Annotated in this window: 11 protein-coding genes; 2 read left to right on the top strand and 9 right to left on the bottom strand. The window is 59.1% G+C overall.

Going from position 1 to position 13,656, the window contains the following annotated elements; genetic code table 11:
• Positions 1–59: 59 nt before the first annotated feature.
• The 4 genes from WEU32_RS04770 to petA all read right to left on the bottom strand — a co-directional run bounded on the left by WEU32_RS04770 (position 60) and on the right by petA (position 4,554).
• Positions 60–1,700, bottom strand: a complete 1,641-nt coding sequence (locus WEU32_RS04770; protein WP_406853068.1) for a M28 family metallopeptidase — start codon at positions 1,698–1,700, stop codon at positions 60–62.
• 141 nt (positions 1,701–1,841) lie between these two features.
• The gene (locus WEU32_RS04765) at positions 1,842–2,693 is read right to left on the bottom strand and encodes a cytochrome c1 (RefSeq protein WP_406853067.1); all 852 of its coding nucleotides are present in this window, start codon (positions 2,691–2,693) and stop codon (positions 1,842–1,844) included.
• Positions 2,694–2,716: 23 nt separating this feature from the next.
• Complete coding sequence (locus WEU32_RS04760; RefSeq protein ID WP_312813947.1) at positions 2,717–4,015, bottom strand: cytochrome b/b6; 1,299 nt, start codon at positions 4,013–4,015, stop codon at positions 2,717–2,719.
• Positions 4,016–4,032: 17 nt separating this feature from the next.
• Complete coding sequence (gene petA, locus WEU32_RS04755; protein ID WP_312138199.1) at positions 4,033–4,554, bottom strand: ubiquinol-cytochrome c reductase iron-sulfur subunit; 522 nt, start codon at positions 4,552–4,554, stop codon at positions 4,033–4,035.
• A gap of 237 nt (positions 4,555–4,791) precedes the next feature.
• On the opposite strand from petA, the gene WEU32_RS04750 reads away from it, so the two are divergent.
• Positions 4,792–5,247: a tRNA (cytidine(34)-2'-O)-methyltransferase gene (locus WEU32_RS04750; protein WP_312137637.1), complete on the top strand. Its 456-nt coding sequence runs from the start codon at positions 4,792–4,794 to the stop codon at positions 5,245–5,247.
• Positions 5,248–5,389: 142 nt separating this feature from the next.
• Here the strand turns inward: WEU32_RS04750 and WEU32_RS04745 are convergent, their stop codons facing one another.
• Positions 5,390–6,655: a dipeptidase gene (locus WEU32_RS04745; RefSeq protein ID WP_312813949.1), complete on the bottom strand. Its 1,266-nt coding sequence runs from the start codon at positions 6,653–6,655 to the stop codon at positions 5,390–5,392.
• Positions 6,656–6,835: 180 nt separating this feature from the next.
• On the opposite strand from WEU32_RS04745, the gene hemF reads away from it, so the two are divergent.
• Positions 6,836–7,690: an oxygen-dependent coproporphyrinogen oxidase gene (hemF, locus tag WEU32_RS04740; protein WP_406853401.1), complete on the top strand. Its 855-nt coding sequence runs from the start codon at positions 6,836–6,838 to the stop codon at positions 7,688–7,690.
• Between the two features lie 65 nt (positions 7,691–7,755).
• On the opposite strand, the gene WEU32_RS04735 is transcribed toward hemF, so the two are convergent.
• The 4 genes from WEU32_RS04735 to tdh form a co-directional block, all read right to left on the bottom strand.
• Positions 7,756–10,170, bottom strand: a complete 2,415-nt coding sequence (locus WEU32_RS04735; protein ID WP_406853066.1) for an ATP-binding protein — start codon at positions 10,168–10,170, stop codon at positions 7,756–7,758.
• Between the two features lie 231 nt (positions 10,171–10,401).
• Positions 10,402–11,133 (bottom strand): glutamine amidotransferase-related protein, encoded by a 732-nt coding sequence (locus WEU32_RS04730; protein WP_406853065.1) that lies wholly within the window; start codon positions 11,131–11,133, stop codon positions 10,402–10,404.
• Between the two features lie 121 nt (positions 11,134–11,254).
• On the bottom strand, positions 11,255–12,076 hold the full coding sequence (gene rlmJ, locus WEU32_RS04725) for a 23S rRNA (adenine(2030)-N(6))-methyltransferase RlmJ (RefSeq protein WP_406853064.1): 822 nt from the start codon (positions 12,074–12,076) through the stop codon (positions 11,255–11,257).
• Positions 12,077–12,619: 543 nt separating this feature from the next.
• Complete coding sequence (gene tdh, locus WEU32_RS04720) at positions 12,620–13,651, bottom strand: L-threonine 3-dehydrogenase (RefSeq protein WP_406853400.1); 1,032 nt, start codon at positions 13,649–13,651, stop codon at positions 12,620–12,622.
• Between the last annotated feature and the right edge of the window lie 5 nt (positions 13,652–13,656).

Genomic DNA, 13,656 nt, shown 5'->3' with positions numbered 1-13,656 from the left:
GCATACCAATAAGGGCAACCCCGCCGGAGTTGCCCTTACCGTTTTGTAATGGTTGCTGCTTAGTCGCGCTGGCTTTGCGAAACTGCCCGTACCGTCGAGAATTCCGAGGTCGGCTTCCACTGCGGCCAATCGGTCGAGTTGGCCAGTGCGACACCCGCCTGATAGCTGACTTCCATATCCTCGATCATACCGGTCAGATCCCAGTCGGCGCTCCATTCATCGGCCACCTGATGGTAACCGATACGGCCATACTCCGCCTGTGCGGCCAGACGCGGCTCAATCGGCGCATCGCGGAAATCACCGGCCGAGTTGATATAGGACATCGGCACACCGCGCTTTACCAACGGGAAGTGATCGGAACGGAAATAGATACCCGCTGCCGCACCGGCATCCGGCACAATGCCGCGGCCTTGTGTGGTGGCTATGGCGCTCAGACGGTCATCCAGATCGGAATGGCCAAAGCCGGTAATGTTCAGCTTGTCCTTGCGACCATAGACATTGGCGGCGTCGATATTGAAACCGGCTGCCGTGGTTTCCAGTGGATAGAGCGGATTAGCTGCATAATATTCCGAACCCAGCAGACCCGATTCCTCGCCCGTAAAGGCGACCATCACGATCGAACGTTCCGGGCGCGGCCCCTGACCAAAGCGACGTGCAATCTCGATAATCGCCACCGTGCCCGAAGCATTGTCCACGGCACCGTTGAAGATACGGTCGCCGTTCACGCCCTCGCCCGCATCTACACCGATATGGTCCCAGTGCGCGCCATAAAGAATGGTTTCGTTCGGGCGCTTGCTGCCTTCCAGACGGGCCACGATATTGTGGGTGACGATCTGTTCGGACGCCACGTCAAAGCTGACATCCATAGTGGCCTTAAGATCCACCGGCTGGAAGTCGGCGCTGCGGGCCAGACGCTTTTGTTCTTCGAAATCGACACCGGCAGCGGCGAACAGTTTTTCGGCCACATCGCGCTGTATCCAGGCTTCGACAGGAACACGCTCTGCCGCAGCATTTTCACGCAGGATGTCAAACTGCGGTACGCTCCACGAGTTCTGAACCGTCGTCCAGCCATAGGCCGCCGGTGCCGTCTCGTGGACGATCAGGACACCTGCTGCGCCCTGACGGGCTGCTTCTTCGTACTTGTAGGTCCAGCGACCATAATAGGTCATGGCCTTGCCGCCGAAGGTGTTCAATTCCGGCTCTTCGAAATCCGGATCGTTGACCAGAACGACGATGATCTTGCCGCGCACATCGGTCTTGAAGTCGTTCCAGTTGCGCTCGGGAGCGTTCACGCCATAGCCGACGAAGACCAGCGGCACGTCTTTCAGATCAACCTTTCTGCCCGGCAGGCGCGAGCTGATCGTGACTTCCTGTCCTTGGGTCAAGGCTGTGGTCATGCCACCTTGTGTCAGCGAGGCGCTGATATTCGACGAGGCGATGCGGTTCAGGGTGACGGCCTGCGTCCAGCCGCCATTCTCGCCGCCCGGTGCAAAACCGGCCTCGGCAAAGCGCTGGCTGACAAAGTCGATGACCTTTTGCTCGGCCGGCGTGGCAATGCCGCGACCTTCAAAACTGTCATCGGACAGCAGACGGATTTCCTCGGAAATACGGGCAGCATCAAAACCGCTCTGGGCATTGGCGGCACCCGCCACCAGAGCAGAAGTCAGGGCCAGAGCCGCAACGGTCGTAAACAGGCGCATAGGGCCATCCCTCCATACAATAGTCGCGTGACCGTAGAGTCCGGTTTCTCCGGTGTCGAGTTTTCCGCCGCATCCGGAACAAAGAAAAACCCCGCCGACCCAAAGGTCGACGGGGTTAAATCCTTGAACTGAAAGGATGGCCTAGTGGGCCACGCCCTTCCAGATCTTGCGGTACGAGGCATATGTGATGCCTGCGAACATCAGAAGGAAGATCAGCACGCCGAAACCGGCCTGCTTGCGCTCCACCATCTTGGGCTCGGAAGTCCACATGATGAAGGCTGCAACGTCCTTGGCCATCTGGTCGACAGTGGCCTCGGTGCCGTCGTCATAGGTGACTTGGCCGTTGGTCAGCTGCGGCGGCATGGCGATGAAACCACCCTTCGGAGCCGGACCCTGACCTTCCCAGAACGGGGTCAGATCGCCAGCCATATACGGGTTGTAGTTCTGGCCCGGAGCGATTTTCAGACCCTTGGGCGGAGCCACATAACCCGACAGCAGCGAGTAGATGTAGTTGGCACCGTCGTGACGAGCCTTGGCCATTACCGACAGGTCGGGCGGAGCCGCCCCACCATTACCGGCAGCCGCCGCCGTAGCGTTCGGATACGGATTCGGGAACTTGTCGGCCGTGGTGGCGTCACGCATCAGCGCTTCGCCGGTTTCCGAGTCGATATCGGCAACCTGAATTTCCTTGGCCATAGCCTTCACGACAGGGTTGTCGTTCGGGTTTGGATAGGCCGGATTCCAAAACGGGCCGTGCTTGTCGCCAAGGTTACGGAAGTGGACATGGTCCATGCCGTGGCAGGACGAGCAAACTTCACGATAGACCTTGTAGCCGCGTTGCAGCTGGCCCTGATCGAAGGTGCCGAACGGACCATTGAAGCTGAAGCCACCATCACGCGGGTGCTTTGCACCACCGGCCGCGAGGGCCGGCGATGCAACTGCCACGATACCGGCCGCAGCAACGGCACAGGCGATGATCTTGCGGAAAGACATCTTGTTCTCGTTGTTCATCGCGATCAGACCTTTTCGGCTTCGGTCGTCGGGAGCACGGGCTCCGAAATCGTTGCCGGGATCGGCAGCGGCTTCTCCTTGAGGCCGACCAGCGGCATCAGGACGATGAAGAACACGAAGTAGTAGATCGTCAGGAAACGCGTCAGCCACAGGTAGGAGTTCAGCTGACCGTCGATCAGGTTGAAGCTCGGCATACCCGGAACAACCGGAGCGTCCGGAAGCTGTGCACCGCACCAACCGAGGCCGAAGCACACGACCAAGAAGATGATGAAGAAGGTCTTCATCGTCGGGCGGTAGCGCATCGAGCGCACCTTGGACGTATCCAGCCAAGGCAGGACGAACAGAACGCCGATCGCCGCAAACATCGCAACCACACCGCCGAACTTGTCCGGAACGGCACGCAGGATGGCGTAGAACGGCAGCATGTACCACTCGGGCACGATGTGCGCCGGTGTCACCAACGGGTTGGCAGGGATATAGTTATCAGCGTGACCCAGTGCGTTCGGATTAAAGAATACGAACACGGCAAACAGGATCAGGAACAGAATGATCGCAAAGCCATCCTTGACCGTGAAATACGGGTGGAACGGCAGGGTATCTTTCTTTTCGCGGTCCTTCGGGATCAGGATACCGACCGGATTGTTCTGACCGGCAGCATGCAGAGCCCACAGGTGCAGAACTACACAACCAGCGATGACGAACGGCAGCAGGTAGTGCAGCGAGAAGAAGCGGTTCAGGGTCGCATTGTCGATGGCAGGACCACCGCGCAGCCACACCAGGATCGGCTCGCCTACAACAGGGATCGCACCGATCAGGTTGGTGATGACCTCAGCACCCCAGAACGACATCTGGCCCCACGGCAGAACATAGCCGAGGAAGGCCGTCGCGATCATCAGGAAGAAGATCACGCAGCCGATGATCCAGATCATCTCGCGAGGGGCTTTATACGAACCGTAATAGAGGCCGCGCAGCATGTGCAGATAGACGGCGATGAAGAACATAGACGCGCCGTTGGCGTGCACATAGCGGATCAGCCAGCCACCCGGAACGTCGCGCATGATGCGCTCGACCGAGGCAAAAGCCAGATCGATATGCGGCGTATAGTGCATAGCCAGCACAATGCCTGTGATGATTTGCGTCATCAGGCAGATCGCCAGAATGCCGCCGAAAGTCCACCAGTAGTTCAGGTTACGGGGGGTCGGCAGATTGGCATAGTCCATACCGAAGCGAACGATCGGCAGGCGGGTGTCCAGCCACCGCTCAACAGCGGTTTTCGGGACGTAGGTGGATTCGTGATTGCTCATGGTTCCTCTGTACGTCCTCAGCCGATCTTGACGCGGGTGTCAGACAGATATTCGTAGTCCGGCACGACGAGGTTCAGCGGAGCCGGACCCTTACGGATGCGACCCGATGCGTCATAGTGCGAACCGTGGCACGGGCAGAACCAGCCGCCGTACTCGCCGGCGTTAAAGGTCGGCACGCAACCCAGATGGGTGCACGAACCAATGACAACGAGATATTTCTCGTGGCCTGCCTTGGTACGCTCGGCGTCGGTTTGCGGCGGAGAGCCGACAGCCCCCTCGCCCTCAACCTTGGCCAGCTCGGCTGGCGTGCGATAACGCACGAACACCGGCTTGCCCTGCCATTTGATGACGACCTGCTGGCCTTCCTGAACCTTCGACATATCGAATTCGATCGAAGCCAGAGCCAGGGTGTCAGCAGCGGGGCTCATCTGGTTGATGAGCGGCCAGGCCACCATCACACCAGCGCCAGCGGCAGCAGCGCCCGCAGCAATATGAATGAAATCACGACGGGTAGCGTCGCCACCCTCGTTTTGGCCCATAGGCCCATCAGGATTCACGACCGGTTCGGCCACGCGTATCACCTCTGCAATCCGATCGGCCCCCTCCACAGCAAGCTGGGATGTCCCGTCGGCATGAACCTTCACTAGCGGAAGCAAAACCTTTGCCATCCTGCCACTGTTTAGACCACCCCATGACAAGCTGCAGACACAACTTGAGAAGCAATCGCAACAAAAGACACGACAAGGCCCCATCCCGCGCGTAGAGTGGGCCTTAGAATGCGTCTCGCCCTTTTTCAACCTGATATCCCGCAGAATGTCGGTGCCTGCATCCGTCTCAGCGCCTGTTTTGGCGTTGAATTGCACGTGATCGAGCCTACCGGCTTCACTTTCGACGACCGTGCCATGAAGCGTGCGGCCCTCGATTATGGTCCACTTTCCCACATGACACGTCATGCCAGTTGGGACGATTTTCTGGGCGATAAACCGCCCGGACGACTGGTGCTTTTAACCACAAAAGGGGCCACGCCCCTGCCCGATTTTCAGTTCCAAGATGATGATATCTTATTGTTTGGTAAGGAAAGTAAGGGCGCGCCCGACTTTGTTCATGATGCTGCTGATGCGCGTGTCGTGGTGCCGTTAAAGCCCGGCGCCCGCTCACTGAACCTGTCGGTCACAGCCGGTATCGCGCTCTGGGAAGGGCTGCGCCAAACAGGCCATTTCAACGTCGGTTAATAAAAAAGGGAGCGTGAAAACACGCTCCCTTTTCATTTGATTATGTTGTGAACAAAAAAATCCAAAATTAAGCGAACGCCTCTCGCCTAACAGGAATTATCCCAACCGGATCAAGTGTCGGACGTTCACGAGATTCGAGTATCTATTCGGCCGGAAGACGCGACAGGTTCGGGCGTTCGGTTTGTTTAGCAGCCGCCACAGCCTCGACGCGGCGCATCACACGCAGCATGTTCTCGCCCGCCAGTTTACGGATATCGGCATCGGTCCAGCCATTCTGGATCAAACGACCCAGAATACGCGGATAGGCATCCACGGCCTCGACATCGACCGGCAGGGCATCCACGCCGTCAAAGTCGCCGCCCAGACCGATATGTTCGATACCAGCCACATCGCGCACATACTGGATATGGGCCACAACGTCGTCCAGCGTCGCGCGGGGGATCGGATGGGCCGTTGTCCATGCGGCCAGTTCACGCTTTGCACGATCAGGATCACCCGGATGCAGGCTGTTCAGACGGGCCTGCTCTGCGGCGCGGTTGGCGCTCCATGCCCGCACCTGCTCGTTGATAAAGCCCGGTACGAAAGTCACCATGACGATGCCGCCATTGTCTTTCATCATTGCCAGCACATCATCGGGTACGTTGCGCGGGTGACCTGTCACGCCCAGCGCCGAAGAGTGGGAGAAGATCACCGGCGCCGAGGACACACGAATGGCATCTTTCATGGTTTCCGCCGAGACATGGCTGAGATCCACCATCATGCCAATGCGGTTCATCTCTTTGACGACTTCTTCCCCAAAGGAGTTCAGACCACCCCATTTGGGCGCATCGGTGCCACTATCGGCCCAGTTGGTCGATTTGGAGTGGGTCAGCGTCATATAGAGCGCGCCCGCACGGCGGAACTCGCGCAGCAGGCCCAGACTGTCATCGATCGAATAACCGCCTTCCATACCGATCATGCTGGCAATCTTGCCTTGACGGTGGATGCGGACGATATCGTCGGCTGTGGTCGCCAACTCGAAGGTCTGCGGATAGCCGCCAATGATCCGTTTGACCGTATCAATCTGCTCGAAGGTCGCCTTGGCCGCTTCCAATTGACTCATGCTGGCAGGCACATAGACAGACCAGAACTGCCCCCCCACACCCCCTTCGCGCAAACGCGGAATATCCGTGTGCAGACGTGTGGCCATCGACAAATCGCTGGTCAGGTCCACACCGTGAACATCATTGCCATGTCCTTGCCGGATCGCCCACGGCAGATCATTGTGACCGTCGATCAGAGGAGTACGGCGCAGAATCTGGCGCGCATGGGCCTCGGCAGCCGCAGCATCACGCGCCTGTGCCAGAGATGGCCCAGCTGCCATCAGGGTGGTTACCGCCACGGCGGCCATCAAAACTTTGCGGATCATTGCATCCCCCAGCAAAAATACTGGAGCGCACGCTGGCACAGCCGAGAGCCGCTGGGAACAGGGTCTGATCCAGATCAAGGCCGAAACTTCACTAAAGCTTCAGATAGCGACCATACTCGGACTGTTCACCGAGCCTACATCGTGGTTGAAGCCCTCATGACCGAAATTATTCCTAACCTGATGATCGAGCAGCGCGAACGCGCCCGCATCTGGTTTGAAAACCTGCGCGATCAGATTCATGCCGGTTTCGAAGCTCTGGAAGATGCTGCATCATCAGAACTGTACAAAGGCGAGGCTGGCCGCTTTGTCCGCACCCCATGGGACCGCGCCGCTGGCGGTGGCGGTGTCATGGGCATGATGTCGGGCCGTCTTTTTGAAAAGGTCGGCGTCCACTGCTCGACCGTGTTCGGCGAATTTCCCACTGATTACGCCAAGACGGTACCGGGTGCTGCCGAAGACCCGCGCTTTTTTGCAACAGGTATCAGCCTGATCTGCCATCCGGTGAATCCGAATGTTCCTGCGGTTCACATGAATACGCGCCTGATCTCCACGACCCAGACTTGGTTTGGCGGCGGCGGCGATCTGACGCCGGTGCTGGATTGTGACCGTCGTGACGACCATCCCGACACGATCAAGTTCCACGAGGCTATGAAGGGCGCATGCGACGCTTATGACGCCGCTTGGTATCCTAAATACAAGGCGTGGTGCGATGAGTACTTCTTCCTGCCTCACCGCAACGAACCGCGCGGCACGGGCGGCATCTTCTATGACCACCACAACTCCGGCGACTTCGAGAAGGACTTTGCCTTCACCCAAGACGTTGGCACAGCCTTCCTGAAGGTCTATTCCGATATCGTCGCCGGTCGCATGAACGAACCATGGACCGAGGCCCAGCGCGAAGAACAGTTGGTCCGTCGTGGCCGCTATGTCGAGTTCAACCTGCTATACGATCGCGGCACCATGTTCGGCCTGAAAACCGGCGGGAATGTCGACTCCATCCTGTCGTCTATGCCACCCGTGGTAAAGTGGCCCTAGGCCCCTGTGAAACCGAAACAAAAGCCCGCTACCGATAAGGTGGCGGGCTTTTTTATTCCATCGCGTCAGGCTGCTTCCTCAAGGACAGAAGCCATGCAGTCTATCAGTGATTGCGCCGTCAGAGGCTTGGTCAAGTGTCTGTCTGCACCCGCTGCTATACTGGCCTCAACATGCTCGCGCATGGCATTGGCCGTCAGCATAATAACCGGCGTGTGGACCCGCCCGTCACGCCTTTCGATCTCGCGCAAGCGCTGCGTCGCCGTCAGTCCATCCATGACAGGCATCTGCATATCCATCAGGACCAAATCAAAATAACCGCCCTCGAACGCGTTGACCGCCTGTTGGCCATCCACAACCGTCGTTAACTCTACGTCCAGTGATCCCAGCAAGACCTCGACCACCTTGCGATTGGGCGCATGATCATCGGCCAGCAAAACCTTCAGCCCCAAACCCTTGGCCGTCGCAACAGCATGATCCAGCATAATGTCCTTGCGTTCGACATTGTCCTCGGCCGCTTCGGCGTTGACAGCGGGCAGCAGGATATCGAACCAGAAATACGACCCCTTGCCGGGCTGGCTCTCGCAACTCATGTCGCCCCCCATCAGGGCGATCAGGTTCTGCGAGATGTTCAGCCCCAGACCCGACCCGCCATAACGGCGCGTGATGGATTCGTCGGCCTGCTGGAAACGGGCAAACAGACGCTGGCGCGCAGCCTCGTCAAAGCCCACCCCCGTATCGGTCACGCTAAAGCGGATATGCTCCCCCTCCAGCCGCTCTGCCCGAATGGTGACTGTCCCAGTGTCGGTGAATTTCACAGCATTTGAGACAAGGTTGTTCAGTACCTGACGCAAGCGTGCCTCATCGCCCGTCACAACATGATCAAGTTCTGGGCAGCCCTCCAGCACCAGTTGCACGCCCTTGTCCTTGGCCCGAACACTCCACAACTGCTGCACACCTTCCAGCATTGAGCAGACATTAAACGGGGCAGCTTCCAGACGCAGTTCCCCCGATTCAATGCGTGCACTGTCCAGAATATCATTCAACAGGCGTTCCAGCGTCCCCGCAGAACTGCGGATCACCTCGACCAGTTCGCGATCCTTATCCTTGAGGTCACTGCGGTGAAGCACATCTGCCATCGCCACCACCCCGTTCAAGGGGGTACGGATTTCATGGCTCATATTGGCCAGAAACTGGCTCTTGGCCGTATTGGCCCGTTCGGCATTGCGACGGGCGCGACGCAAGGCCCGCGACTGCATCCACAACCATACCGCAGTCGCAATCCCGCAGATCAGGAAAAACAGGCTTATGCCCACAACCCATGTCTGGCCGCGGATCATCGCCGCCTGCAAACGCACATTGGCCTGTTCGACTTCCAGCTGTCGGCGACGGTGGGACAGCTGTTCCTGCATGTCCTGCGTAATCTGGTGGATGCCCTCACTATACACACGCGACTGCCGTTCCGAGTCCCGCTGATGATAGAGGCGCATCAGGGCCACCGCTTGCGTCGTCTGCCCCTTGGCCAGCAATAGCTCGGCACGGGCCTTCAGCCCCTGATCGCCGGCCAGCGTGCCCTGTTTTTGTTCGTTATCGATCGTCTTCCAGCGCGCCATAGCCTGTTCGGCCTCGGTCACACGCCCCATGCGGGACAATGCCGTAACCTCAAGGGGCAGCACCCATATTTCCAGCAGCTTGTCCTCGGCCAAGTACGGTTGAGCCGCCTGCAAACATGTCATGACCCTGGGCATGTCATCACGCATAGTGGCCACGCGGGCGCACATCATGGCGTTATAGCCAATCAGTCCCGGCAGGTTGGCCTTGCGGGTCAGACGGTCATGCGCCGCATAGAACCGTTCGGCATTGGCAACATCTCCGACCTGGATGGCCATGCTGCCCAGATTATAGATGCTGTCGAAATCGGGCCTCGGCCAGCCATTATCGTTATAATCCAGCTCGTAGCGGATAAAAGCATCACTGGCTCCGCGAACATCGTTCAGGGCCATCAGGCCGATGCCCATAATCTCCCATATGCCGCTGCGTGCCATGGCCGTATGAGGGTCTCCATCGGGAATCTGAGCCTGCACGGTTGCCAGAAGTCGCAGCCCCTCGCCGATCTGGTGCAGGTCAAAACATATCAGTGCATAATACCGTGTCGCCGTAACGCGCACATACCAGTCGGATGTGCCGTTCATAATCTGACGGATCGTATCCACTGCATGGTTGTCGCCGGCCTCATGGTCGACAATCGCCTTGTTCAGCCGCGCAACCGCACGGAAGCGCTCGCTATCCAACGCCGTCGCTCGCGCCTTAAGACGTGCGTTCCATTCCAGCGCCTTGGTGCCTTCATTCTGATTGATGTACAGGCCCACAACATGCTGGAGACGGCGCAAGCCTTCTGTGGTCCGCAGGGCTTCGGCCTCGGTTCCAAACCGCTCAAGGTCTGCAAACGTGGTTCGGGAGGCACGGGCCTCGACCTCGGCCAACAGACGCGTTGGCCGGTCGTCAACCGCATCAACGGCTAAGGCCGTGCTTGTAGGTAGACACAGCGCACATACAAGAGCTGTCGCGGCTCCCTTCTTCAGGGCCCGACAAAGCAGATGGCGGATAACAAGCACGACACTCAAGACGACTAAACGATAACGCTCCCCACGCCCCCTCTGAAGAGAGCCCCAGCGCGATTTATCCTATCGGGGTTTCACAACCCTTATCAGCCGTCAAATACCCGAGCCATCTCCTTCAACGGGCGGCGGGGTCAATAGCAGAAACGCCCGCACCCACGCCGTCAGCACGGCCCGGTCATTAGGTCGTTTCAAACTGTCCAGTGCTTCGTCCACCAGTTCATCGGCGATCCGGCTACCGCGACGCAGCTCGGTCAGGGCCGCGGCATAGGCGGGCTGGAACTCGGGATGGCACTGAAAGGTCATGGCATCCTCGCCATAGGCCAGACCCGCATAGGGGGTGAATGCGCTTTGGGCGATTACACGGGCATCGTCGGGAACGGCTACCACCTGATCCTGATGCGACACAGCAATGGCGATACTGTCCGCGCGCGGGTGCATCCAGCTTTCGCGCGTCATCACCTGATAGCTATGCAGCCCGACGCCCCACCCTTTGTGCGACTTTTCCACCCGCCCGCCAAAGGCATGGGCCATGATCTGGTGACCAAAGCAGATACCCAACAGGCGCGTCTTGCCGCGTGCCGCCCGCAGCCAGTCGGTCAGCAACGGTATCCAGTGGTGGTCCTCATAGACCCCTGCCGACGATCCGGTGACGATGCACCCCGCATAGTGCGACGGGTCTTCCGGCAGATGGCCGTTCTGCACGTCATAGCGTACCGTCTTGGCCCCCTCGCCCAGCAGGGCGCGGAAACGGGCCGGATAGTCGTCAAAACTGTCGCGCAGGGCTTCGGGCGGATACCCTGTCTCGAGAATGGCAATCGGCTTCATAGGTCTGCTTCAATCGATACTCAGCGCCCTACACTGGAGCGCCCGAGCCGCCGAGGCAATGGCAGCGGCCCTTAGCTTCTTTGAGGCACCTGCCAGAAAAACTAAAAAGCAAAAACTAAGCCTAACTGGCCCGCCAGATTTCCGCCCTTGCCTTTTCATCGCCAAGGGTCTGCGCCACCCAGCCACAGATTTCCGCCGCTGCCGCATCGGTTCCCGACGGCGCATTAACCACCGTCATGCTGCAGCCGTTCATCTTCATCGGATTGTTCAGCGGACGTAGACGCGCCTCGGCCACCAGCACACGCGGGGCTTTGGCTTCTTCAAGACGACGTACAAAGCCGTCAAAGGTTTCCATGTCCTTCAGCGGGGTCCAGATGGCCACCACCGCCTTGGGATCGCGCTTGACGATGCGGGCTGCGGTTTCGGCCGAGCGGATATAGTCGTCGCCACGCTCGAACGGCGGGTCGATCAGCACCAGCGGGCCTTGCACCTTGAGGGCTGCCGCCTCGGTCAGGTCATAGCCGTCGCCCTCAAAACCTTGCGCGTTCGGATAATCTTTCAGCGCCTCGTCCAGTAGAGCCTTCACCGGAGGGTTCAGTTCGAACCCCTTATAGGTGCCGCCTTTGCCCAAGGCACGGGCGATCAGCACCGGCGAGCCGGGATAGAAACGCACCCCACCCTGCGGATTGAACGACGCCACTTCCTTGGCCAGCGCCTCGATCAGCGGCGGACGGTTATCGGCGGTCATCAGACGCGCCACACCGGCCTCGGCTTCCTTGGAGCGCATACCGTCGCCCGACAGGTCATAAAGCCCCGCCCCCGCATGGGTATCCAGCACCATCAGCGGCCCTTGTTCAGCCCTCTGGCGGATCAACCACAGCACAAGCGCATGTTTGACAAGGTCGGCGAAATTTCCGGCGTGGAAGCTGTGACGATAATTCATTCGCCTCCGTCCCCCCTTGCGGCCCTTGCGTCAAGAGGCTGGCCGCTTACAGAGTGCTCCATGCTTCTGGACCATCCCGCCATCAGCGACGAAGAACGCACCGTGCCGGACGCCGTGATGGAGGCGGCCAATTACGGCCTCTCATTGCGCCGTTAAGAGAACGCCTTAAACTTTCGGTATCTGAAAGTTCCCGGCGAAGGAAAATCAAATGGGGCCACGCTGCCCAAGCTGTTAGACCCGTATTCCATTTCTGAAAACGCAATGGCGGCTCGGCTCATCCTTCGCCTGTAAGGCATGTGCGGCAACGTTAATTGTGCCTCGCAGCCAAAGCGCAGCCATCGGAATGCTTTTGTTCACAGCGTTTTGGATTTTGAGACACCAATTCCCCGCAGAATGGGGCGGTCAGATCGGCCTGCTCCTCGCCTTCTGCGCGATTGGGCTCCCCGCGACATGGGCCCTCACCACGGCCAAGCTGGCACCAGAGAGCACCAAAGAAAAACCGCCGGAGAACTGATCTCCGGCGGCTTCAAATCTAGGTCGATATCAATCCCAGTTCAGGATGACCTTACCGGACTGGCCGGATTTCATCGCTTCGAACCCTTCACGGTACTGCGAATAGTGCAGTTGGTGGGTGATCAGCGGTTGCAGATCCAGACCGGCTTTCAGCAGACCCAGCATCTTGCGCCACGTCGTGAACATCTCGCGGCCATAGACGCCCTTGATGTTGATGGCTTTCAGGATGATCTGGCCCCAGTCGGTCTCGGTCGGCTTGGCCGGAATACCCAGCAGGGCCAGACCGCCACCCATAATCAGGGTGTCCACGCATTGCTTGAAGGCAATCGGCGAGCCCGACATTTCCAGCGCCACGTCGAAACCGACCTTGAGGCCCAGTTCCTTCATCACGTCATGCAGGTCTTCCTTGGTGGTGTTCACGGTGCGAACGCCCGGTACGACCTTCTGCGCCAGTTCCAGACGGAAGTCGTTGATGTCGGTCAGCACCACGGTGCGGGCACCGGCGTGACGGGCCACAGCCGCAGCCATGACACCGATCGGACCTGCGCCCGTGACCAGCACGTCTTCACCCAGCAGGTCGAACTGCTGTGCGGTGTGAACGGCATTGCCGAACGGATCGAGGATGGCACCGATTTCGTACGGCACATCGTCCGGCAGCTCGATGACGTTGAAGGCCGGAGCCACAACGTACTCGGCAAAGCAGCCCTGACGGTTTACGCCGATACCGCGCGTGTGCGGATCGAGGTGGAAGTGACCGGCACGGGCCGCTTCGGAGTTCAGGTCGATGACGTGGCCTTCGGCCGAAACGCGTTGGCCGATCTTCAGCGGACGGTCCACGTCTGCACCGATGGCAACGATGTCACCGGCAAATTCGTGGCCGGTAATCATCGGCACCGGCACGTTCTTTTGCGACCACTCGTCCCAGTTCCAGATGTGGATGTCGGTGCCGCACACCGCCGTGCGACGCACGCGGATCAGCACGTCTTCCGGACCCATTTCAGGGATCGGAGCCGTAATCTGTTCCAGACCTTCGGCAGGTTTGGTCTTGGCCAGTGCCTGCATTTCGC

It is taken from the genome of Brevundimonas sp. BH3 (genome assembly GCF_045345115.1).
GTDB lineage: Bacteria > Pseudomonadota > Alphaproteobacteria > Caulobacterales > Caulobacteraceae > Brevundimonas.
The sequence above is the reverse complement of the archived record's forward strand: the minus strand, read 5'-3'. Positions and strand labels throughout refer to the sequence as shown.